At 60.0% G+C, this 22,283-nt stretch carries 19 protein-coding genes and 1 other RNA gene; 2 read left to right on the top strand and 18 right to left on the bottom strand.

The features are described from left to right. Positions 1-340 precede the first annotated feature (340 nt). The 18 genes from lpxC to rsmI all read right to left on the bottom strand — a co-directional run bounded on the left by lpxC (position 341) and on the right by rsmI (position 19,843). The gene (lpxC, locus tag CUN63_RS18450) at positions 341-1,252 is read right to left on the bottom strand and encodes a UDP-3-O-acyl-N-acetylglucosamine deacetylase (RefSeq protein ID WP_095130494.1); all 912 of its coding nucleotides are present in this window, start codon (positions 1,250-1,252) and stop codon (positions 341-343) included. A 112-nt stretch (positions 1,253-1,364) separates the two neighbouring features. Then, positions 1,365-2,558: a cell division protein FtsZ gene (gene ftsZ / locus CUN63_RS18445; RefSeq protein WP_129441381.1), complete on the bottom strand. Its 1,194-nt coding sequence runs from the start codon at positions 2,556-2,558 to the stop codon at positions 1,365-1,367. A 68-nt stretch (positions 2,559-2,626) separates the two neighbouring features. After that, complete coding sequence (ftsA, locus tag CUN63_RS18440) at positions 2,627-3,886, bottom strand: cell division protein FtsA (RefSeq protein ID WP_033061341.1); 1,260 nt, start codon at positions 3,884-3,886, stop codon at positions 2,627-2,629. Between the two features lie 14 nt (positions 3,887-3,900). Then, entirely contained in the window at positions 3,901-4,770 is an 870-nt protein-coding gene (locus CUN63_RS18435; RefSeq protein WP_008147517.1) for a cell division protein FtsQ/DivIB, read from the bottom strand. 4 nt (positions 4,771-4,774) lie between these two features. Beyond that, positions 4,775-5,743, bottom strand: coding sequence for a D-alanine--D-alanine ligase (locus CUN63_RS18430; protein WP_129441379.1), 969 nt, complete (start codon positions 5,741-5,743; stop codon positions 4,775-4,777). Next, positions 5,740-7,200 (bottom strand): UDP-N-acetylmuramate--L-alanine ligase, encoded by a 1,461-nt coding sequence (murC, locus tag CUN63_RS18425; protein WP_129441377.1) that lies wholly within the window; start codon positions 7,198-7,200, stop codon positions 5,740-5,742. Before murC ends, CUN63_RS18430 begins: the two co-directional genes overlap by 4 nt. Continuing rightward, a complete protein-coding gene (murG, locus tag CUN63_RS18420; RefSeq protein ID WP_129441375.1) occupies positions 7,193-8,263 on the bottom strand; it encodes an undecaprenyldiphospho-muramoylpentapeptide beta-N-acetylglucosaminyltransferase in 1,071 nt (356 codons plus the stop codon). Before murG ends, murC begins: the two co-directional genes overlap by 8 nt. Beyond that, positions 8,253-9,470 carry a putative lipid II flippase FtsW gene (gene ftsW / locus CUN63_RS18415; protein ID WP_095130486.1) on the bottom strand — a complete coding sequence of 406 codons (1,218 nt, stop codon included), beginning with the start codon at positions 9,468-9,470 and terminating at the stop codon, positions 8,253-8,255. Before ftsW ends, murG begins: the two co-directional genes overlap by 11 nt. Further along, a complete protein-coding gene (gene murD / locus CUN63_RS18410) occupies positions 9,467-10,813 on the bottom strand; it encodes a UDP-N-acetylmuramoyl-L-alanine--D-glutamate ligase (protein ID WP_129441373.1) in 1,347 nt (448 codons plus the stop codon). The genes ftsW and murD overlap by 4 nt, the downstream gene beginning before the upstream one ends. A gap of 5 nt (positions 10,814-10,818) precedes the next feature. Then, complete coding sequence (gene mraY / locus CUN63_RS18405; RefSeq protein ID WP_033061333.1) at positions 10,819-11,901, bottom strand: phospho-N-acetylmuramoyl-pentapeptide-transferase; 1,083 nt, start codon at positions 11,899-11,901, stop codon at positions 10,819-10,821. Further along, the gene (gene murF, locus CUN63_RS18400) at positions 11,901-13,268 is read right to left on the bottom strand and encodes a UDP-N-acetylmuramoyl-tripeptide--D-alanyl-D-alanine ligase (protein ID WP_129441371.1); all 1,368 of its coding nucleotides are present in this window, start codon (positions 13,266-13,268) and stop codon (positions 11,901-11,903) included. Before murF ends, mraY begins: the two co-directional genes overlap by 1 nt. Continuing rightward, positions 13,261-14,724, bottom strand: a complete 1,464-nt coding sequence (locus CUN63_RS18395) for a UDP-N-acetylmuramoyl-L-alanyl-D-glutamate--2,6-diaminopimelate ligase (protein ID WP_129441369.1) — start codon at positions 14,722-14,724, stop codon at positions 13,261-13,263. The genes murF and CUN63_RS18395 overlap by 8 nt, the downstream gene beginning before the upstream one ends. Then, on the bottom strand, positions 14,724-16,463 hold the full coding sequence (locus tag CUN63_RS18390; RefSeq protein ID WP_178082709.1) for a penicillin-binding protein 2: 1,740 nt from the start codon (positions 16,461-16,463) through the stop codon (positions 14,724-14,726). The genes CUN63_RS18395 and CUN63_RS18390 overlap by 1 nt, the downstream gene beginning before the upstream one ends. After that, complete coding sequence (gene ftsL, locus CUN63_RS18385) at positions 16,463-16,756, bottom strand: cell division protein FtsL (protein ID WP_033053422.1); 294 nt, start codon at positions 16,754-16,756, stop codon at positions 16,463-16,465. The genes CUN63_RS18390 and ftsL overlap by 1 nt, the downstream gene beginning before the upstream one ends. After that, positions 16,753-17,700 carry a 16S rRNA (cytosine(1402)-N(4))-methyltransferase RsmH gene (gene rsmH / locus CUN63_RS18380; RefSeq protein WP_008147489.1) on the bottom strand — a complete coding sequence of 316 codons (948 nt, stop codon included), beginning with the start codon at positions 17,698-17,700 and terminating at the stop codon, positions 16,753-16,755. Before rsmH ends, ftsL begins: the two co-directional genes overlap by 4 nt. Next, the gene (gene mraZ, locus CUN63_RS18375; RefSeq protein ID WP_008147486.1) at positions 17,697-18,152 is read right to left on the bottom strand and encodes a division/cell wall cluster transcriptional repressor MraZ; all 456 of its coding nucleotides are present in this window, start codon (positions 18,150-18,152) and stop codon (positions 17,697-17,699) included. Before mraZ ends, rsmH begins: the two co-directional genes overlap by 4 nt. 356 nt (positions 18,153-18,508) lie before the next feature. Further along, positions 18,509-18,862, bottom strand: an RNA gene (gene rnpB, locus CUN63_RS18370) — RNase P RNA component class A. Between the two features lie 75 nt (positions 18,863-18,937). Further along, the gene (rsmI, locus tag CUN63_RS18365) at positions 18,938-19,843 is read right to left on the bottom strand and encodes a 16S rRNA (cytidine(1402)-2'-O)-methyltransferase (protein ID WP_165353260.1); all 906 of its coding nucleotides are present in this window, start codon (positions 19,841-19,843) and stop codon (positions 18,938-18,940) included. Between the two features lie 176 nt (positions 19,844-20,019). Here rsmI and CUN63_RS18360 point away from each other — a divergent pair, with 176 nt between their 5' ends. Beyond that, complete coding sequence (locus tag CUN63_RS18360) at positions 20,020-21,831, top strand: penicillin-binding protein activator (protein WP_129441365.1); 1,812 nt, start codon at positions 20,020-20,022, stop codon at positions 21,829-21,831. After that, on the top strand, positions 21,831-22,193 hold the full coding sequence (locus CUN63_RS18355) for a YraN family protein (protein ID WP_019582357.1): 363 nt from the start codon (positions 21,831-21,833) through the stop codon (positions 22,191-22,193). The genes CUN63_RS18360 and CUN63_RS18355 overlap by 1 nt, the downstream gene beginning before the upstream one ends. The last annotated feature ends 90 nt before the right edge of the window (positions 22,194-22,283 follow it).

The raw sequence follows: 22,283 nt of genomic DNA, 5'->3' as shown, positions 1-22,283 counted from the left end.
CCTGCTTATGCCTGTCGGATCTACGTCGCAGCGTCCCGTGCAAGTATTGGGCTTTAGGGAAACACGCCCCTTTACCCCGCTGCGCCGCCTCTATCCGCTTGCTGTTCGTCAAGCCAGCATTTTGCCTCGGGCTTCCTTCAGATTCGCGGTCACCCGCGACACCCTTGCCTCTGGCTAACACTTCCCCTTGCCGGGTGTGTAGAGGACTTTCACCTCCAAGTCACCAGCGAGGCCACCACAGCCAAGCTGGTTGCGCTTGCGCGCAACGCGCCATGCCTGGCGCACGCATAAAAAAAGGCCACCCGAAGGCAGCCTTTAAAAAACTAGAGAGGTTTTTTACTTACACGGCCGCAACTGGACGCATGTAAGAGATCGGTGCAGTGCTGGCGTCTTCGAAAGTCACGACTTCCCAAGCATCTGTCTGCTCAATCAACTTGCGCAGCAGCTGGTTGTTCAATGCATGTCCGGACTTGAAGCCCTTGAACTCACCAATCAGGCTATTGCCCAGCAGGTAGAGGTCACCAATTGCATCGAGGATCTTGTGCTTCACGAATTCGTCTTCATAGCGAAGGCCGTCTTCGTTCAGTACACCATCCGCGTCGACCACAATAGCGTTTTCAACGCTGCCGCCGAGTGCGAGGTTGTGCTTGCGCAGGTACTCGATATCACTCATGAAACCAAAGGTACGGGCGCGGCTGACTTCTTTTACAAACGAAGTGCTGGAAAAATCCACGCTTGCACTTTGTGTGCGGTCACGGAAAACCGGGTGATCGAAATCGATCTCGAAGCTCACTTTGAAACCTTCGAAAGGGACGAAAGTGGCGCGCTTGTCGCCGTCTTCCACTGTCACTTCCCGCAGGATCCGGATGAACTTCTTGGCGGCGTCCTGTTCTTCCAGGCCGGCCGATTGGATCAGGAATACGAAAGGTCCAGCGCTACCATCCATGATCGGAACTTCAGACGCGGAGAGCTCGACGTAGGCGTTATCGATGCCCAGGCCAGCCATGGCCGAGAGCAAGTGCTCCACCGTATCCACTTTGGTGTCACCACTGACCAATGTGGTCGACATCGTGGTTTCACCAACGTTTTCCGCGCGGGCAGGAATCTGCACCACAGGGTCGAGATCGGCACGAACAAACACAATGCCGGTGTCGATAGGTGCGGGCTTGAGGGTCAGGTATACCTTCTCCCCGGAGTGCAGGCCTACACCTGTAGCACGGATAATATTTTTCAGTGTGCGTTGTTTAATCATGGCTTGGGCCGCTTCAGCGCAAATTGCGAACTGGTATCAACAAAGGCTGGCGATGATAGCAGACCAGACCTTTGCTGAACACCAATCACCTTCATAGCCCTGATACATTCCATTAATCGGCCTGACGACGCAGGAAAGCCGGGATGTCCAGGTAGTCCAGATCATCTTGCGGATTCATCTTCGCGGCAGTCGCAGCACCGGCCTGAGCCTGGTTGCGCATGACGGTCGGACGGTCCAGGTCACGGTAGTTTACCGCAGGCGCATCCTGACGAGCAGAGGCTTGTTGCTGCGGCTGCGATGCCACGGACGTGTGCATGGTGTTGTCGATAACCTTCACAGGCTTCTCGATTTTCGCGCCCAAACCAGTGGCAACTACGGTCACGTGCAGCTCGTCGCGCATGTCCGGATCGATAACGGTACCGACCTTGACCATTGCGTGTTCGGAAGCAAAGGCTTCGATGATGCTACCCACGTCGGAGTACTCACCCAGGGACAGGTCAGGACCGGCGGTGATGTTCACCAGGATGCCGCGTGCACCTTGCAGGTTCACGTCTTCCAGCAACGGGTTGCGAATGGCCGCTTCGGTGGCCTCACGTGCACGGTTCGGACCGCTGGCGCAGCCAGTGCCCATCATCGCCATGCCCATTTCGCTCATCACGGTCCGTACGTCGGCAAAGTCGACGTTGATCATGCCCGGACGCTTGATGATGTCGGAGATACCGCGAACGGCACCGGCCAGTACATCGTCGGCCTTGGCGAATGCGGACAGCAGGCTTGCGTCCTTGCCAAGGATGGTCAGCAGCTTCTCGTTGGGAATGGTGATCAACGAGTCGACGCTTTCAGACAGCAGACGGATGCCTTCATCGGCGATCTGCATGCGCTTGCGGCCTTCAAACGGGAACGGACGAGTCACCACCGCAACGGTGAGAATCCCCATTTCCTTGGCCACTTCCGCAATGATCGGCGCAGCACCGGTACCGGTACCACCGCCCATGCCAGTGGTGATGAACACCATATTGGTGCCCTGCAGGACTTCGGCAATGCGCTCACGATCTTCGAGAGCGGCCTGACGACCTACTTCAGGGTTGGCGCCAGCGCCGAGACCTTTGGTCACGCCGGTGCCCAGTTGCAGGATGGTCCGTGCGCCGATGCTTTTCAGCGCTTGGGCATCAGTGTTGGCGCAGATGAATTCAACGCCTTCAATGTTGCTCTTGACCATGTGGTTGACGGCGTTGCCGCCGCCTCCGCCAACACCGATAACTTTAATAACCGGGCTTGCGGGGATGTTGTCTACGAGTTCGAACATTTTCCCTCTCCTTTACGTTCTCTAGTTTTTTCGCCTACTGCTTTTTGCTGCGGTGCTGCGGTAAATCTTTAGAAATTGCCTTGTACCCAGCTCTTGAAGCGATCGAGCAAGGCGACTTTCGGTTCTTCATTGCTGTAGCTGTCGCGGCTGCTGATGCCCGAGAACGAAATCCCGTCGGACTGCTTTTGCAGGCCGTACATCAACAGGCCAACGCCAGTGGAATAAATCGGATTACGGACCACGTCGTCCAGGCCCTTGACGCCATGCGGCACGCCCAGGCGGACCGGCATGTGGAAGATTTCTTCGGCCAATTCGACCGCGCCTTCCATCTTCGACGTACCACCGGTCAGCACGATGCCGGCCGGGATCAGGTCTTCGTAGCCACTGCGACGCAGTTCGGCCTGGATCAGCGTGAACAGCTCGTCGTAACGCGGCTCGACCACTTCGGCCAGGGCCTGGCGGGAGAGCTCGCGCGGTGGACGGTCGCCAACGCTTGGGACCTTGATGGTTTCACCGGCACCGGCCAGTTTGGCCAGGGCGCAGGCGTAGCGAATCTTGATTTCTTCGGCGTACTGGGTCGGGGTGCGCAACGCCATGGCGATGTCGTTGGTCACCTGATCGCCCGCAATCGGGATCACCGCGGTGTGACGGATCGCGCCTTCGGTGAAGATCGCGATGTCGGTGGTGCCGCCACCGATGTCCACCAGGCACACGCCCAGCTCTTTCTCGTCGTCGGTCAGGACCGAGTAGGCCGACGCCAGTTGCTCGAGAATGATGTCGTCGATTTCCAGGCCGCAGCGACGCACGCATTTTTCAATGTTCTGTGCGGCGTTGACGGCGCAGGTGACCACGTGAACCTTGGCTTCCAGACGTACGCCCGACATGCCCAGCGGCTCGCGAACACCTTCCTGGTTATCGATCACGTAATCCTGCGGCAGGGTGTGCAGCACGCGCTGGTCAGCCGGGATCGCTACAGCCTGGGCGGCGTCGAGAACGCGCTCGAGGTCGGCGGAGCTGACTTCGCGATCACGAATCGCCACGATGCCGTGAGAGTTCAGGCTGCGGATATGATTGCCAGCCACGCCGACGAACGCCGAGTGAATGCGGCAACCAGCCATCAGTTGCGCCTCTTCGATCGCGCGCTGGATCGATTGCACGGTGGACTCGATGTTCACCACCACGCCTTTCTTCAGGCCACGGGACGGATGGGTACCGATCCCGACGATTTCCAGCGTGCCGTCGTCCGAGACCTCGCCGACCAGCGCCACCACCTTGGAGGTGCCGATATCGAGACCGACGATCATTTTGCCGCTTTGCACGTTTGCCATGGTCCTGCCTCTTCTTAATTCTTCGCGACAGCGGGTTGGGCTGTCGTGGGCGCTACAGGTTCCCGCCAGCCAACAGCGAGGCCGTTGGCGTAGCGCAGATCGATGCGCGCAATGTTCGTAATCTGTTCTTTAAGCGTCTTGTCATAGATGGCAATGAACCGGCGCATCTTTTCCAGCAGGTTGCCGCGTCCCAGCAGCAGTTCGATTCCCGGGCCTGCGCTGCCGGCGCCGGTGGTCAGGAACCAGCTGCCTCGGTCACGCAACTCCAGGCGCGCAATCGAGAAGCCTAACGGCCTGAGCATCTGGCTCAGCACCTGGTATTGCTGCATAACTTGCTGTTGGGCCCGTTGTGGGCCGAACAGCTGTGGCAGGTGTTCGTAATTCGCCAACTCACGCGGGGTGAACGCCTGACCCTGGTTGTTCAACAGCGACTCATCGCCCCAACGGGCCACCGGCAGTTGTTCTTCCAGGCGGATCACCACTTGATCCGGCCACACCCGACGCACTTCGGCGTGGGCAATCCATGGCATCGTTTCAAGCTCGGTACGCATGCTCGCAAGATCGATGGTGAAGAAGCTCGACGCCACGTACGGAGCGATCCGCTGCTGCACCGCTTGCTGGCTGATGTAACTCAAGTCGCCCTGCACGTTGATCTTGGTGATCGGCCGGTCGGCGTACGGCAGCAAACGCTGTGCGCCTTCGTAAGTACCGAAACCCAGTGCGACCAGCAGCACGGGCCAGAACAGGCTTTTCAGAAAACCAAAATTGGCTTTCGGCAGGCGCGCAGACATCGGCTCTTTGGCCACCATTCGGCTGGCACCCCGCGGTACCGGCTTGCGGCCGGGTGGTGCGGAGGGCTGATGTCTCAGCTGTGCGCCTTGCATGGTCTTAACCTCGCGGCTCAACATTATTGGCAACGCTAGCGGCCAAAATCGCCAAAACCAGTTGCTGGAAATCCAGACCGGCAGCACGAGCCGCCATCGGCACCAGACTGTGATCGGTCATGCCCGGTGCAGTATTGACTTCCAGGAACCAGAACTGCCCGTCGGCGTCCTGCATCACGTCAGCCCTGCCCCAACCGGCGATACCCAGCGCCTCACAGGCTTTCGCCGTGAGGTCCATCAGTTCTTTTTCTTTGCTGCTGTCCAGGCCACACGGAATCCGGTACTGGGTATCGGAAGCCACGTACTTGGCGTCGTAGTCGTAGAAACTGTGCGTCGTGCCCAGGGCAATCGGTGGCAACACCTGGTCACGCAGGGTGGCGATGGTGAACTCCGGACCTTGAATCCATTGCTCGACCAACACTTGCGAATCGTAGGTACTGGCCGCTTTCCACGCGTCGATCAACTCCGACGCGGAGGTCACTTTGGCCATCCCGATACTTGAACCTTCATGGGCCGGTTTGACGATCAAAGGGAAGCCCAGTTCCGTCGCCGCCGAAATACAATCGGCCTCAGAACTCAGTACGGCATGGCGTGGCGTCGGAATACCGAGGCTGTGCCAGACCTGTTTGGTCCGCAGCTTGTCCATGGCTAGCGCGGAAGCAAGAATGCCGCTGCCGGTGTACGGAATACCCAGGCATTCCAGCAGGCCCTGCATGCTGCCGTCTTCACCGCCACGACCGTGGAGAATGATGAAGGCGCGATCGATTTTTTCGTTCAGCAGACGCTGCAAAAGATCATCGCCCACGTCGAGACCAAACGCGTCCACACCGGCGCTCAGCAACGCGTCGAGAACTGCGTTACCCGACTTCAGGGAAACCTCACGCTCGGCACTCTTGCCGCCGAAGAGCACGGCGACGCGGCCGAAATCTTTCGGCGCAATAGTGGAGACGAGGTTGGCGTAAGCAGCAGTCATTTCAACTTCCCCACAGTTGGCGCGGCAATGGCGCCAGCGAACAACGGACTGATCAACAATTTCGGTGCGAGACCACCAATATCACCGGCGCCCTGGCACAGCAGAATGTCGCCGGCACGCAGCAGCGGTTTGACGATTGGAGCGAGGTCGACACCGCGCTCGATGTAGATCGGGTCGAGCTGACCGCGCTGACGGATGCTGTTGCACAACTTGCGGCTATCAGCGCCCGGGATCGGTTCTTCACCGGCCGGGTAGACTTCCATCAGCAGCAGAACGTTGGCGTCGGCCAATACATTGACGAAATCGTCGTACAGGTCGCGGGTCCGGCTGTAACGGTGCGGCTGGTAGACCATCACCAGACGGCGTTCCGGCCAGCCACCGCGCACGGCTTTGATGACCGCGGCGACTTCGGTCGGGTGGTGACCGTAGTCGTCGACCAGCATCACGTTGCCGCCTTCTACCGGCAGTTCGCCGTAGACCTGGAAGCGTCGGCCGACACCCTGGAACCCGGACAGGCCCTGGACGATGGCTTCATCGCTGACGCCTTCATCGGTGGCGATGCAGATGGTTGCCAGTGCGTTCAACACGTTGTGGTTGCCCGGCATGTTCACCGAGACATCCAACGGCTCGCGGTCAGGGCGCAGCACGGTGAAGAAGGTCTGCATGCCTTGCTGGCGCACATTGATCGCGCGCACGTCGCAATCGTCGCCGAAGCCGTAGGTGACCGTCGGGCGTTTGACCAGCGGCAGGATTTCACGCACCACCGGATCGTCCAGGCACACCACCGCCAAACCGTAGAACGGCAGGTTGTGGAGGAACTCGACGAAGGTTTTCTTCAGTTTGTTGAAGTCGCCGTCGTAGGTCGCCATGTGATCGGCGTCGATGTTGGTGACCACGGCCACCAACGGTTGCAAGTGCAGGAAGCTCGCATCGCTTTCGTCAGCTTCGGCGATCAGGTAACGGCTGGTGCCAAGCTGGGCGTTAGTGCCCGCTGCATTCAGACGGCCACCGATCACGAATGTCGGGTCCAGGCCACCGGCGGCAAACACCGAAGCGATCAGGCTGGTGGTGGTGGTTTTGCCATGGGTACCGGCGACGGCGATGCCGTGGCGGTAGCGCATCAGCTCAGCCAGCATTTCAGCGCGAGGCACCACCGGGATGCGGCGTTCCAGGGCAGTGGCGACTTCTGGGTTGGAGGTGTTCACGGCGCTGGAGGTGACCAGCACGTCAGCGTTCGCCGCGTTCTCGGCGCGGTGGCCTATATAGATGTGCGCGCCAAAGGATTCCAGGCGCTCGGTCACCGGCGAGGCTTTCAGGTCGGAACCGGACACTTCATAGCCCAGGTTCAACAACACTTCCGCGATGCCGCACATGCCCACGCCGCCGATACCGACGAAGTGGATTTTACGGATGCGGCGCATTTCCGGTTGCGGCATGGCTTTCTGATTCTCAACCATGGGCCACCTCCAGGCAGGTGTCGACCACGTTACGGGTTGCATCGGGTTTCGCCAGGCGGCGTGCCGCGGTGGCCATGTCGGTGAGTCGTTGTGGTTGCATCAGGACCTCTGTCAGGCGTGCGGCAAGATCCGCTGCGCCAGTCGTTCTTTGCGGCATCAGGAAGGCAGCGCCTTCACGGGCCAAATAATCGGCGTTGCGGGTCTGGTGATCGTCGATCGCGTGGGGCAAAGGCACCAGCATCGAGGGCAGACCGGCGGCGGCCAGTTCACTGATGGTCAGCGCGCCTGCGCGGCACACCACCAGGTCGGCCCAGCCATAGGCTTGGGCCATGTCTTTGATGAAAGGCTGCACTTGCGCCTCGACGCCAGCCGCGCGATAGCGCTCTGCAGTCACTTCATCGTGGTTTTTGCCGGCCTGATGAAACACTTCCGGGCGCAGGTCGGGGGCGACTTGCGACAGGGCTTCAGGCAGCAACTTGTTCAACGGTTCTGCGCCCAGGCTTCCACCCAGGATCAGCAAACGCGCCCTGCGACCGGCCAGAGCCTGTCGCGGTGTTTCGAGGAACAGCTCGGTGCGCACCGGGTTACCGGTGGTACGACGGCTGCCCGACAGGGTAAAGGTGTCGGGGAACGCTTCACAGACTCGGGCGGCCAACGGCACCAGCAACCGATTGGCGGTACCGGCTACGGCGTTCTGTTCATGAACGATCACCGGCACGCCGGCCAGTTTGGCTGCAACGCCACCAGGACCGGTCACATAACCGCCAAAGCCGACGACACACACCGGCCGCAGCTGACGAATGATCGCCCGCGCCTGCCAGATCGACTTGAGCAACATGAACGGAGCCTTGAGCAGGGACAGCTTGCCCTTGCCACGCAGACCGCTGGCATTGATCCGATGCAATTCGATGCCGGCCACCGGAACCAGATCGTTCTCGATGCCACGCGGGGTCCCGAGCCAATGCACGGTGTAACCACGGACCTGGAATTCGCGAGCACAGGCCAGCGCCGGGAACACGTGGCCACCGGTGCCGCCCGCCATGATCAATACGTTAGCGCCCATGGGTCGGCTCCTCGGCGAAGTCGCTCTCATGGAACTCCATCTCTTCGCTGCCCAAGTGGGTTCGACTTTCCCATTCAATGCGCAGCAACAAGCCGAGACAGGCACAGCAGATCACCAACGAGCTACCGCCATAACTGAGGAACGGCAGGGTCAGACCTTTGGTTGGCAGCAGACCGACGTTCACCCCGATATTGATCAGGAACTGACCAATCCACAGGAACGACAAGCCGTACGCGATGTAGGCGGCGAAAAACTGCTTGGCCTTCTCGGCCCAATAACCGATGTACATGCCACGAATACAGACAAAGACGAACAGCGCTACCGTGCACAACGAACCCACGGCACCCAGTTCTTCGGCCAGGACCGAGAACACGAAGTCGGTGTGGGCTTCCGGCAGGTAGAACTGTTTCTGCACGCTGTTGCCCAGGCCAACGCCCAGCCATTCGCCGCGACCAAAAGCGATCAACGCTTGAGACAACTGATAACCGGCACCGAACTGGTCGGCCCACGGATCCGCAAAGTTGGTCAGGCGCGCCATTCGATACGGCTGCACTTGAATCAACAACACCACCGCCGCGACCGCCAGGACAACCATCAAGGAAAAACGGAACAGCCCGACCCCGCCGAGGAACAGCATCGCAGCAGCAGCCCCCATCATCACGACGGTGGCACCGAAGTCCGGCTCCATCAGCAACAGACCCGCCATTGGCAGCAGAACGATGAACGGCTTGAAGAAGCCCATCCAGCTTTCACGCACTTCTTTCTGGCGACGCACCAGGTAACCGGCAAGGTAAATAACGACAAATACCTTGGCGATTTCCGACGGCTGAACGTTGAAGAAACTGAAGCCGATCCAGCGCATCGAACCGTTCACCTCACGGCCGATCCCCGGGATGATCACCATCACCAGCAAACCGAACGCACCAATCAGCATCAGCCAGCCCAGGCGTTGCCAAGTGGCGATCGGAATCATCATGGTGACGATGCAGGCACCCAGGCCCAGCACGATGTAAATAAGGTGGCGAATCATGTAATACAGGGCGCTGCCCGACTGCACAGCCGCCACTTCGGTCGATGCCGATGCAATCATGACCAGCCCGAGGCCGATCAATGCCAGGCAGCCGGCGAGCATCGGGAAGTCGAGGTCGATGCCGCGTCCGGTGATGATCGGCGACGGATAGGGTTTGATGATGTTCATCAGGCTCATACCAGATCCTCCACAGCGCGGACGAACTGGTGACCACGGTCTTCGTAATTCTTGAACATGTCGAAACTGGCGCAGGCGGGCGACAGCAGCACGACGTCGCCCGGTTGCGCAGCGGCGCGGCACTGCTCGACTGCTTCGATCAGCGAAGCGGCGCGGATCAGCGGCACGGCATCGCCAATGGCCTCACCGATCTTGTCGGAGTCGCGGCCCATCAGGATCACGGCGCGGCAGTTGGCCGCCACCGGAGCACGCAGATCATTGAACTCGGCGCCCTTGCCATCTCCACCGGCGATCAGCACGACCTTGCCGTCGATGTCCGCGCCCAGGCCTTCGATGGCAGCCAGTGCGGCGCCGACGTTGGTGGCTTTGGAATCGTTGTAGTAGCTCACGCCGTTCAAGTCGCGGACCCACTGGCAGCGATGCTCAAGCCCGGCGAAGGTGCGCAGGCTCGACAGCATGGCGTCGAACGGCAAGCCGACCGCGTGGCCCAGCGCCAATGCCGCCAGGGCGTTGGACTGGTTGTGGGCGCCGCGAATTTTCAACTCGCGCACCGGCATCAGGTTCTGGAATTCGAAGGCCAGGTACTTCTCGCCATCTTCTTCGCGGATACCGAATGCCTTGAAATCAGGTTTGCTCAAACCGAAGGTCCAGCACGGCTGACCTTCACCAATCAGCGGACGGCTCAGGGCATCCTGACGGTTGACCACAAACTGCTTGGCACCCCGGAAGATCCGGTGCTTGGCCAGGTGATAGGCCGGCAGACCGCTGTAGCGATCCATGTGGTCTTCGCTGACGTTGAGCACGGTCGCCACTTCGGCGTTGAGTTGATCGGTGGTTTCGAGCTGGAAGCTCGACAGTTCCATCACGTACAGCTCGACGTCGTCGCTGAGCAGGTCCAGCGCCGGCGTGCCAAGGTTGCCGCCAACGGCGACACGCTTGCCGGCCGCCGCAGCCATCTCGCCGACCAGTGTGGTGACGGTGCTTTTCGCGTTGGAACCGCTGATGGCGACGATCGGCGCCTTCGCGTTACGCGCGAACAGCTCGATGTCACCGGACAATTTCACGCCACGGGCGGCGGCAGCCTGCAGGGCCGGGGTCGCCAGCGCCAGGCCGGGGCTCACGTAGAGCTCGTCGGCGCGGCACAGGAATTCGACGTCCAGCTCGCCACAACGCACTTCCACGTGCGGATAGTCACGCTTGAGCGTGGCCAGTTCCGGTGGATTTTCCCGCGTGTCGGCGACGGCAAACGACGTGCCCCGGTTCGCCAGGAAGCGAACCAGGGACATGCCGCTCTTGCCGAGGCCGACAACGATGCGGAAGTGGTCAGAAGCGATCAGAGACACTCGTTCTACCTCAGCTTCAGGGTGGCAAGGCCAACCAGCACGAGAATCACGGTGATGATCCAGAAACGGACGATCACGCGTGGCTCGGGCCAGCCCTTGAGTTCAAAGTGGTGGTGAATCGGTGCCATGCGGAACACACGGCGACCGGTGAGCTTAAAGGAAGCAACTTGAATGACGACTGACAGGGTCTCCATCACGAACACGCCGCCCATGATGAACAGGACGATTTCCTGACGAACGATCACCGCGATGGTGCCCAGTGCCGCGCCCAGCGCCAGTGCGCCGACGTCGCCCATGAACACCTGAGCCGGATAGGTGTTGAACCAGAGGAACCCGAGGCCCGCGCCGATCAAGGCGCCGCAGAACACGATCAACTCTCCTGCGCCCGGTACATACGGGATCAGCAGGTATTCAGCGAATTTCACGTTACCCGACAGGTAGCAGAAGATTCCCAACCCGCCGCCGACCATTACGGTGGGCATGATCGCCAGACCGTCGAGGCCGTCGGTCAGGTTGACCGCGTTGCTCGAGCCGACGATCACGAAGTAGGTCAGGACGACGAAGCCTATGCCCAGCGGAATGCTGTGGTCCTTGAGCATCGGCAAAATCAGGGTGGTTTCCACCGGTGTCGCTGCGGTCATATAAAGGAAGATCGCCGCGCCCAGGCCGAACACCGATTGCCAGAAGTACTTCCAGCGGCTCGGCAAGCCACGGGAGTTCTTCTCGATCACTTTGCGGTAATCGTCGACCCAGCCGATCGCGCCAAACAACAAGGTCACCAGCAGAACGGTCCACACATAACGGTTGGTCAGGTCAGCCCAAAGCAACGTGCTGACGCCGATGGACGACAGGATCAGCGCGCCGCCCATGGTCGGGGTGCCGGACTTGGACAGGTGCGATTGTGGACCGTCGTTACGAACGGATTGACCGATCTGACGGTTCTGTAAAGTGCGGATCATCCACGGGCCATAGCACAGCGACAAAACCAACGCGGTCAGCACACCGAGAATCCCGCGCAGGGTCAGGTACTGAAAGACCGCGAAGCCTTTGTAGAACTGTTGCAGATACTCCGCTAGCAGCAGCAGCATTAATGTTTCTCCAGGCTGGTCCCGCACAAAGCGGCGACGATGTTTTCCATCGCAGCGCTGCGCGAGCCCTTGATCAAAATGGTGGTGTTTGTGTCTTGCTCGGCGCCCAGGGCCTTGATCAGTTCAGCCTGAGTGCTGAAGTGAAAGGCCTGTGGACCGAAAGCGTTCACGGCGTGGGCCATCATTGGCCCGACAGCGTAAAGCGCGGAAACCTTGCCGCGGGCGTACTCGCCCACATCGCGGTGCCCCTGCTCCGCCCAATCACCCAACTCGCCGATATCTCCGAGCACCAGAACGGTGCGGCCGGAAAAGCCGGCGAGTATATCAACGGCGGCGCACATGGAGGTGGGGTTCGCGTTGTACGTGTCATCGATTACGCGCATGCCATTGGTGGCCAGTTGCGCGACGGTGCGACCCTTGACCGGTTGCACCGCGCCGAGACCGGTGGCGATGCCGAACAGCGACACGCCCAGCGCATGGGCGGCGGCGGCGGCGGCCATGGCATTGGCGACGTTATGGGTGCCGAGCAGGTTCAGTTGAACGCGCTCCATACCTTCAGGAGTGTGCAGGTTGAACGCCGGGCAACCGCGAGCGTCGCGGTCCAGATCGCTGGCGTAGAAATCGGCACTGACATTGCTCAGGGCGAAGGTCAGCACTTTGCGACCGGCAGCGCGGGTCTTCCAGATGTCGAACGCCTTGTCGTCAAGATTGAGAACGGCGACGCCATCGGCATCCAGCCCTTCAATAATCTCGCCCTTGGCTTCAACGATTTTTTCCGGCCCGCCGAACTCGCCGACGTGGGCGGTCCCGGCGTTGTTGAGCACGGCCACATGAGGCTTGGTCATGTCGACGGTGTAGGCAATTTCGCCGAGCCGCGAAGCACCCAGTTCAATCACCGCAGCGGTATGTTCCGGTGCGAGTTCGAGCAGGGTCAGCGGAACGCCGAGGTCATTGTTCAGGTTGCCACGGGTCGCCAACACTGGACCGCGCGTGCGCAGGATGCTGGCGAGCATTTCCTTGACCGTGGTCTTGCCGCTGGAACCGGTGATCGCTGCGACAGGATGGGTGTAGGCCGCACGGTTCAGCGCGCCGAGTTGCCCCAGCGCCTGACGAGTATCTTTCACCAGCAATTGCGGCAGTGCGCTGTCGGCGACTTCACGCTCGACCAGCGCCGCTACGGCGCCTTTTGCGGCTACGTCATTGAGATAGTCATGCCCATCGAAGCGCGGACCGGTCAGGGCAATAAAGAGTTGGCCTGGTTTGATCGCGCGGCTGTCGATGCTGACGCCGTCGAAGCTGGCATCGGCAGTGACCAAGCGGGCATTCAGCGCGCCGGTCAGTTCGCTCAGTTTCAAGGCCTTAAGCATGGGCCACCTCCCACGCGGTCAAGGCGTGATCGGCCTCGACCAGATCGGAGAAAGCGTGACGCTGGCCGTTGATTTCCTGATAGTCCTCGTGACCTTTACCGGCCAGGACAATCACGTCATCTGCCGAAGCGCTGGCGATCAATTGGGCAATCGCCCGGCCACGGCCAGCGACGAAGGTGACTTTATCCACAGCGGTAAAACCGGCGCGGATGTCGTCGAAGATCACGGCAGGGTCTTCGGTGCGCGGGTTGTCATCGGTCACAAGCACGCCGTCAGCCAGACGCTCGACCACTTCAGCCATGAGCGGACGTTTGCCGCGATCGCGATCACCACCGCAACCGAACAGGCACAGCAAACGGCCTTTGGCGTGAGGACGCAGGGCCATCAAGACTTTTTCCAGCGCATCCGGTGTGTGGGCGTAATCAACCACTACCAGCGGCTGAGTACCGCCGCCGAGGCGCTGCATGCGTCCGGCCGGGCCTTCGAGTTTCGGCAGCACGTTGAGGATTTCATCCAGCGCGTAGTCCAGACCCAGCAAGGCGCCGACCGCGGCCAGTACGTTGCTCAGGTTGAAGCGACCGAGCAAGGTGCTGCGCAAGTGATGCTCACCCTGCGGCGTGACCAGCGTGGCGCGCACGCCTTCGTCATCGAACTGCGCTTCACGGCAATAAAGATAAGCGCTGGCATCTTCCAGGCTGTAGGTGATCAGGCGCGATTCACGTTTGTCCGCAGCCAGTTGCCGGCCGAAATCGTCGTCGAGGTTGACCACCCGGCACTTCAAATCGTTCCAGGCAAACAGCTTGGCCTTGGCTTCACCGTAGGCTTGCATGGTGCCGTGGTAATCCAGGTGATCGCGGGACAGGTTGGTCATCACCGCCACATCGAACGCCAGCGCGGTAACGCGGCCCTGATCCAGACCGTGGGAAGAAACTTCCATGGCGACGGCTTTGGCACCAGCCTTTTTCAGGTCGGCGAGGGTTGCCTGCACGGCGATCGGGTTCGGCGTGGTGTGCAAGCCGCTTTCGAGCGCGCCGTAAAAACCGGTGCCCAACGTGCCGACGATGCCGCAGTGCTGGCCGAGCAAATCCAATGCTTGCGCAACCAGCTGCGTCACGCTGGTTTTGCCGTTGGTGCCGGTCACGCCGATCAGGTTCAGGTGACGACTGGGGTCACCGTAAAAACGTCCGGCGATGTCCGACAGCTGCGCCGCCAGGCCTTTGACCGGAATCAGCGGCACATCGGTAATCGGCAACACGGTCGCGCCTTCGACTTCATACGCCACAGCGGCAGCGCCGCGTTGCAGAGCGTCGGCAATGTGCGCGCGACCGTCGAACTTGCCGCCAGGAACGGCGAGAAACAGATCGCCAGCCCGCACGTTGCGGCTGTCCAGGGTCAGTTCGCGGATCAACAGATCGCGGCCGGCGTGGGCGAAAATCTTGTTCAGACTCAGAGACATCAGCCGCGCCCTCCATTGGCTTTCAGCGGAACGACCGGTGCTGCGTTCGCTTGTTGAGTAGGTGGCAGGTTGTCCGGGGTGATGTTCATCAGGCGCAAGGTCCCGGACATCACTTTGCTGAACACCGGGGCCGATACCAGACCACCGAAGTAACCGGCCTTGGTCGGCTCATCGATCACCACCACGATTGCGTAACGCGGATCGCTCATCGGGCCAAAGCCTGCGAACAGCGAACGGTAGGAATTCTCGGCGTAGCCTTTGGTGCCCACCGACGTCTTACGCGCAGTACCCGACTTGCCTGCCACGTGATACGCCGGCACTTGCGCACGGAAGACACCACGCGGGGCTTCGATCACTTGGGTCAGCATGCCTTGCATGGTTTTCGCGACCGCTTCCGGCAATACCTGTGTGGTTTGCGCTGGCTTGTCCGTTTTGATCAGGGTCAACGGCGCGAGGCGACCGTTATTGGCCAGGGCTGAGAAGGCGTGGACCAACTGGATCGCGGTCACAGAGATACCGTAGCCGTACGACAGCGTGGCGGTTTCAGCCTTGCGCCATTCGCGGTAGTTCGGCAGGTTGCCGACGCGCTCGCCTGGGAAGCCCAGGCCGGTGTCCTGGCCGAGGCCGACTTTTTGCGCCAGACGGAAAATCGTTTCGCCACCGATATCGAAGGCGACCTTACTCATGCCGACGTTACTGGAGTTGATCAGGATGCCGGTGAGGTCGAGCACTGGGCCTTCGGTCTTCGATACGTCCTTGATGGTGTACTTACCAATCTGCAAGGAGCCCGGATACACCTCGACAGTGTCGCTCGGTTTCCAGCGCCCGGTTTCAATCGCGGCGCTCATGGAAATCGCTTTCATGGTCGAACCCGGTTCGAACACGTCGATCATCGCGCGGTTACGCATCATCGCCGGTTGCAGGTTGCGACGGTTGTTCGGGTTGTAGGTCGGCTGGTTGACCATGGCGAGGATCTCGCCGCTCTTCACGTCCATGATCACCAGGCTGCCGGCCTTGGCGCCGTTCTCGATGATCGCGTTACGCAGTTCACGGTTGGCCAGGTATTGCAGACGCAGGTCAATGGACAACGCCAAGGGCTTTCCGGCCTTGGCGTTTTTGGTGACCTGAACATCCTTGATAAGTCGGCCACGCCGATCCTTGATCACCTGTCGCTTGCCGGGGACCCCGGCCAGCCATTCGTCGTAGGCCAGCTCGACGCCTTCACGACCGTGGTCATCGATGTCGGTAAAACCGACCATATGGGCAGTGACTTCACCGGCCGGGTAGAAACGACGAAATTCTTCGATGCCATAAACGCCCGGCACTTTCAGATCGAGCACCGACTGGCCCTGTTCGGGGGTCAGCCCGCGCACCAGATAAATGAATTCTTTGTTGGCCTGGGCCTCGAGACGTTCGGCCAGGGCTTTCGGGTCCTGCCCCAAGGCAGCCGCCAGTGCAGGCCACTTCTCTTTGGCCGTTTGCATTTCCTTGGCATTGGCCCAAAGGGTGGTGACTGGGGTACTCACGGCCAAAGGCTCGCCGTTACGGTCGGTGATCAGACCACGGTGAGCCGGAATCGGGATATGACGAACGCTGCGCGCATCGCCCTGACCTTTAAGAAAGGCACGGTCGACTACTTGCAGATCGATAATGCGCCAGGAAATCGCCGCGACCATGACGCCGAGCAAACCCAGCACCAGGCGGAACCGCCATGGAAAGAGTGCGCCCTCGAGTTTCATCATGGCGCCACCATCTGCACTTCAGCGGCGCCAGGAATGCGCATCTTCAATTGCTCGGTCGCCAGGACTTCGATACGGCTGTGGGCGGTCCAGGTGCTCTGTTCGAGAATCAAACGGCCCCACTCCGCTTGCGCCTTGTCGCGCACGCTCAACTCGTTGTACAGGGAGTTCAACAGTTGACGGTTCCAGTGGGCGCTATAGGAAACGCCGATGGCCGACACGAGCACGCCAATAAACAGCAGAAACATGAAAAAGCTTCCGCCGGGAAGTGGCTTGGCGAAAAGCTTGCTCACCGCAGCTTCTCCGCGACGCGCATGACGGCGCTACGGGAGCGTGGGTTGGCTTTGAGTTCGGCCTCGGAGGCGGACTGCGCTTTGCCATGGATTTTGATTATTGGTTCGAAGGCGACGTGACGTACCGGCAGGTTGCGCGGCAGGTTGTCGGCTTCGCCTTTCACCAGTTTGCGCATGAACAGTTTGACGATGCGGTCTTCCAGCGAGTGGAAGCTGATGACCACCAGGCGGCCGCCGACCTCCAGGCATTCCAGTGCGGCTTCGAGGCCGGCTTCCAGATCACCCAGTTCGTTGTTGACGTGAATACGCAAGCCCTGGAACGCACGGGTCGCCGGGTTTTTGCCCTTTTCCCATGCAGGGTTGGCGACTTTCAGGACTTCAGCCAGATCGGCAGTGCGCTCGAACGGCTTGATGTCGCGACGCTCGGCCACGGCACGGGCCATCCGGCCGGAGAAACGTTCTTCGCCGTATTGCTTGAACACCCGGGCGATTTCTTCCACCGGGGCGGTGTTGACGAATTCGGCAGCGCTGATCCCGCGGGACGGGTCCATGCGCATGTCCAGCGGGCCATCATTGAGGAAACTGAAGCCGCGCTCAGGGTCGTCGAGCTGCGGCGAAGATACGCCGAGGTCGAGCAAAACGCCGCTGACCTTGCCGGCCAGACCACGTTCGGCGACTTCCGAACCGAGCTCGGCGAAGCTGCGCTGTACAACGACAAAGCGGCCGTCTTCGGCCGCTAGCGTTTGCCCGGTGGCAATCGCTTGAGGATCTTTATCGAATCCGAGCACCCGACCATCGGGGCCGAGCTGGCTGAGGATCAACCGGCTGTGTCCGCCGCGCCCGAACGTACCGTCCAGATAGCAGCCATCAGGACGTACGGCGAGAGCCTCCACGGCTTCGTCAAGCAGTACGGTGATGTGGTTAAAGCCGCTATCAATAGTCACAGGATCAAATCACGCAGTTCATCAGGCATGGCGCCCGGTTGTTGAATGGCAGCCAGGTCAGCGGCAGAAACCGCATCCCAGGCATCCTCGTCCCACAATTGGAACTTGTTCAGTTGGCCTACCAACATCGCGCGCTTATCCAACTTGGCATATTCACGAAGACGCGGCGGAACCAGAAAACGACCACTGCCATCGAGCTCGAGGTCGACGGCATTACCAATCAGTAAACGTTGCAGGCGGCGGTTCTCTTCGCGAAGCGAAGGCAGTGCGCGCAGTTTGGTTTCAATAATTTCCCACTCGTCGAGGGGGTAAACACACAAACACGGATCAACGGCATCAATTGTGACGATTAACTGACCGGAACTACGCGAAACGAGCTCGTCACGGTACCGGCTCGGCATAGCGAGACGGCCCTTTGCGTCGAGACTGATAGCGTTAGCTCCGCGAAACACGTCAGCGTTTCTCCAAATATTAGCGTTTTGAGCTCAAAAAACCCACTTCATGCCACTTTCCGCCACTTGCGCACACTATAGGAATGCGGCCACCGCACCGTCAAGGCGCGGATTAAAGGAAAACCCTTACAGAACTGAGATTTAGGAGTGTAAAAGGAGGGGTAGCCAGAATCTGACCTGTCGTCCTGCTCAATAACTTGAATCAGCACAGAAGGCTGCGTTCGAAAGTTAAAGTAATTTGTTAAGAGTAAGATTTTTTCGGTATTAGGAAAGTGCTTCTGCTGTTGATTCTGTAAGGAGGGAAATTGCTACTACAGGCGCCCTGCTCAATGATTAAAGCAGGGAGGGGGAAAAAGGTGGAGAGTCGATCTGTAAGCCGGGTTCTGTCTTGAACAGTCATTCGTCTACGATGGCCATCACTGGACATCTTTAGCAACCTACCCGGTCCCAGCGCGGGCCACGCCTTGGGACCCTATTTGGTCTTGCTCCAAGTGGGGTTTACCTAGCCACGAACTGTTGCCAGACGTGCGGTGCGCTCTTACCGCACCTTTTCACCCTTACCGGCGCCGAAGCGCTTAGGCGGTTATTTTCTGTGGCACTTTCCGTAGGCTCACGCCTCCCAGGCATTACCTGGCACTTCGCCCTATGGAGCCCGGACTTTCCTCCCCCCCCTAATTTTCATAGAGGGCAGCGACTGTCCGATCGACTCTCCGCCGCGAAGATTAACGGCAGAGCGGCCGAAGGACAAGCGCTAAACGCCTTGGGCCGCGCCTGCACGTCGGTTTTTACTCGCCCTTCTGTTTATCCAGCGCGACCTGATAGAGCACATTCTTGCGCTCGCCGGTAATTTGCGCCGCCAACGCCGCGGCTCGCTTGAGCGGCATTTCTTCAAGCAACAGATTCAGAATGCGCATGGCTTCACTGCTGACGGCGTCCTCGGTCTCGGGGGCAGACCAACCCGCCACCAACACCACGCATTCGCCGCGTTGCTGATTGCTGTCTGACTCGACGAACTCGCGCAACTCAGCCAGTGGCAAGCCCTTAAGGGTTTCAAAGGTTTTAGTGATTTCACGGGCCAGCAAAGCCGGGCGTTCCCCACCGAACACCAGTTCCATGTCTTGCAGACATTCAAGGATGCGGTGTGGCGCCTCATAAAAAATCAGCGTGCGCGGTTCTTCCTTTACCAACTCAAGTCGGGCGCGCCGACCGACAGCCTTGGCCGGCAGGAAGCCTTCGAAGATGAAACGGTCCGACGGCAGCCCCGCCGCCGACAACGCCGCGATCAGAGCGCAGGCGCCCGGAACCGGCACAACATTAATTCCCGCAGCACGAGCCTGGCGCACGAGGTGATAACCCGGATCGGAAATCAACGGCGTGCCGGCATCGGAAATCAGCGCCACATCGTCGCCGGCGAGCAAGCGAGTGATAAAGCGGCTACCTTCATCCCGCTCATTGTGTTCATGACAGGCCGCCAGCGGTGTAGGAATGCCGAAATGCTGCATCAATCGCTGAGAGTGACGGGTATCTTCGGCGGCGATCAGGGCGACCTCGCGCAGGATCTTCAGCGCACGCGCACTGATGTCGTCCAGGTTGCCGATGGGCGTCGCCACCACATAAAGCGAGCCAGCAGCGGAATTCAAAGCACCTGGAGCAGTCAAAGCGCACACCTCATGATCGGTAAAAGCCGCCATTGTAGCGCGTCGCGACGTTCGCGATACGCGCAAGCAACCCTCGGTTTTGCAGCCTTTTGTGCAGTGCCGCAACATTTGCACGAGCTAAATTGATCGATTCACACCAGTAACATCGCGCCCCGGCCAGTGCTTGGGTACAATTCCACGCTAATTTGATCGAGTATCAGGAACACTACATGATCGCTTGCCTGCGGCTGTTCACTGCCCTCTGCCTCGCTGCCTTGCTGGCGGCTTGCGCCAGCTCGCCCTCCTCCAGCCTTGGCGAACTTCCACGGACCCCGGATGCCAGTATCGAGCAATTGCTCGCACAGGCCGCTCAAAGCAAAGACCCGGAAAAAGCCTCCCTGTTGCGCCTGAGCGCGGCAGACCTGGCCTATCGTCAGGGGAATGCCGGCCAGTCCGCGCAAATCCTGCAACAAGTCCCCGTCGAAACACTCAAGCCTGGCCAACAGGTTTTCGCCAGCACCCTGGCGGCTGAACTGGCCATGGTTCGCAATCAGCCCAAAGCGGCACTGACTGCCTTGAGTCATCCGAGCCTGCAACGCCTGAGTGAACTGCCGGTTGAGCAACAGGTTCGCACCGGCACTGTTCATGCCCGCGCCCTTGAAGCCGATGGCCAGACCCTGGCTGCCGCACGGGAGCGCATCTTCATTGCGCCAATGCTCGAAGGTGAAGCGGCAAGCAAAAACCACGAAGCGATCTGGACCCTGATCGCTTCGCTGCCGACCGACCAATTGCAGCCAAACACCTCCGACGACCTCGGCGGCTGGATGGGCCTGGCTCTGGCAGTGAAAAGTGCCGGCACCGTGGAACAACAGCAAGCGGCGATCGACAACTGGCGCGCACAGAATCCAAAGCACCCGGCCGCCATTCAACTGCCGTTGCCACTGACCAAACTCAAGGAACTGGCCAGCCAGCCCCTGAGCAAAATCGCCCTGCTGCTGCCACAAGACGGCCCGTTGGCGTCGGTCGGCAAAGCACTGCGCGAAGGTTTCATGGCTGCTCACTACCAGGCCCAACAAGCCGGGCAGAAGCCGCCAGCCATCGAGTTCTATGACAGCTCGAAACTCACTTCGATGGACGAGTTCTACCGCAAGGCCCAAGCCGATGGCGTGCAGTTGGTCGTCGGTCCGCTGGAGAAGCCGCTGGTCAAACAGCTCAGCGCTCGCCCGCAACTGCCGATCACCACCCTGGCGCTGAACTACAGCGAAGGCGAACAAGGTCCGGCCCAGCTGTTCCAGTTTGGTCTTGCGGCTGAAGACGAAGCCCGCGAAGTGTCCCGCCGTGCTCGCGCCGATGGCCTGCATCGCGCAGCCATCATGGTGCCGAAAGGCGAATGGGGCGATCGCGTGTTGAGAGCGTTCAGCCAGGATTGGCAGGCTAACGGTGGCAGCATCGTCGCTACCGAACGTGTCGACCAACCGGTTCAACTGGCCCAGCAGATTGCCGACATGTTCCAGCTGCGTCAGAGCGAAGGTCGTGCCAAGAGCCTGCAAAGCACCGTTGGCGGGCAGGTAGCCGCCCAGCCTTCGCGTCGCCAGGACATCGAGTTCATCTTCCTGGCCGCAACGCCTCAGCAAGCCCAGCAGATCAAGCCGACACTGAACTTCCAGTACGCTGGCGACGTGCCGGTTTATGCCACCTCCCACGTGTTCAGCGCCAGCGGCGATGTGAATCAGTACAACGACATGAACGGCATTCGCTTCTGCGAAACCCCATGGTTGCTGGAGGCCAACGATCCACTGCGCAAACAGGTTACCGCTCAATGGCCACAAGCTGCTGGCAGTCTGGGTCGTCTGTACGCGATGGGCGTTGACGCCTATCGCCTGGCACCACGCCTGGGGCAACTCAAGGCATTGCCGGACAGCCGCATCGAAGGCCAATCGGGCAGCCTGGGCATGACTGCAAACCAGCGAGTCGTGCGTCAGTTGCCATGGGCACAGTTCGTGAGCGGTCAGGTTCAACGCCTGCCGGACACCCCGCGCTGATGCCCGACAGGTCACGCCAGCAAAGCGGTAAAGATGCCGAGCGCCATGCGCTCGAGCATCTTCAACAACAAGGTCTGCGCCTGCTGGCGCAGAACTGGTTGTGTAAACGCGGCGAGCTTGATCTGGTCATGCTTGATGGCGATACAGTAGTATTCGTTGAAGTCCGCTACAGAAAAAACACTCAATGGGGTGGCGCGCTCGATAGCATTGATGAGCGCAAACGGCAGAAACTGATTTTTGCCGCGCAGTATTTTCTTCAGCGCGAGTCGCGTTGGGCCAATTCCCCTTGCCGTTTCGACGTGGTTGCCATCGACAGCAACCTCGATCAGTTGAACTGGTTGCAGAATGCCTTCGACAGCTGATCGCGTACGTTCCGAACCGGACACTTTCACCCAACACTTTTGCTCTTTGCTTTGCGGGCTGCACATTCATGTGCCGAGTAGCCGCGCTAA

The sequence above is a fragment of the Pseudomonas sp. ACM7 genome (assembly GCF_004136015.1).
Taxonomy (GTDB): Bacteria; Pseudomonadota; Gammaproteobacteria; order Pseudomonadales; family Pseudomonadaceae; genus Aquipseudomonas; species Aquipseudomonas frigoris.
This window is presented reverse-complemented; position numbering and strand designations above follow the sequence as displayed.

Coding starts and splice junctions, on each gene's coding strand:
- CUN63_RS18435 (WP_008147517.1), bottom strand. CDS start 4,770: ATGCAAGGCGCACAGCTGAGACATCAGCCCTCCGCACCACCCGGCCGC.
- ftsW (WP_095130486.1), bottom strand. CDS start 9,470: ATGAGCCTGATGAACATCATCAAACCCTATCCGTCGCCGATCATCACC.
- ftsZ (WP_129441381.1), bottom strand. CDS start 2,558: ATGTTCGAACTCGTAGACAACATCCCCGCAAGCCCGGTTATTAAAGTT.
- CUN63_RS18360 (WP_129441365.1), top strand. CDS start 20,020: ATGATCGCTTGCCTGCGGCTGTTCACTGCCCTCTGCCTCGCTGCCTTG.
- CUN63_RS18395 (WP_129441369.1), bottom strand. CDS start 14,724: ATGTCTCTGAGTCTGAACAAGATTTTCGCCCACGCCGGCCGCGATCTG.
- CUN63_RS18355 (WP_019582357.1), top strand. CDS start 21,831: ATGCCCGACAGGTCACGCCAGCAAAGCGGTAAAGATGCCGAGCGCCAT.
- mraY (WP_033061333.1), bottom strand. CDS start 11,901: ATGCTGCTGCTGCTAGCGGAGTATCTGCAACAGTTCTACAAAGGCTTC.
- lpxC (WP_095130494.1), bottom strand. CDS start 1,252: ATGATTAAACAACGCACACTGAAAAATATTATCCGTGCTACAGGTGTA.
- CUN63_RS18390 (WP_178082709.1), bottom strand. CDS start 16,463: ATGAAACTCGAGGGCGCACTCTTTCCATGGCGGTTCCGCCTGGTGCTG.
- rsmI (WP_165353260.1), bottom strand. CDS start 19,843: ATGGCGGCTTTTACCGATCATGAGGTGTGCGCTTTGACTGCTCCAGGT.
- murG (WP_129441375.1), bottom strand. CDS start 8,263: ATGGGCGCTAACGTATTGATCATGGCGGGCGGCACCGGTGGCCACGTG.
- ftsA (WP_033061341.1), bottom strand. CDS start 3,886: ATGGCAAACGTGCAAAGCGGCAAAATGATCGTCGGTCTCGATATCGGC.
- CUN63_RS18430 (WP_129441379.1), bottom strand. CDS start 5,743: ATGACTGCTGCTTACGCCAACCTCGTCTCCACTATTGCGCCGAAAGAT.
- murC (WP_129441377.1), bottom strand. CDS start 7,200: ATGGTTGAGAATCAGAAAGCCATGCCGCAACCGGAAATGCGCCGCATC.
- murF (WP_129441371.1), bottom strand. CDS start 13,268: ATGCTTAAGGCCTTGAAACTGAGCGAACTGACCGGCGCGCTGAATGCC.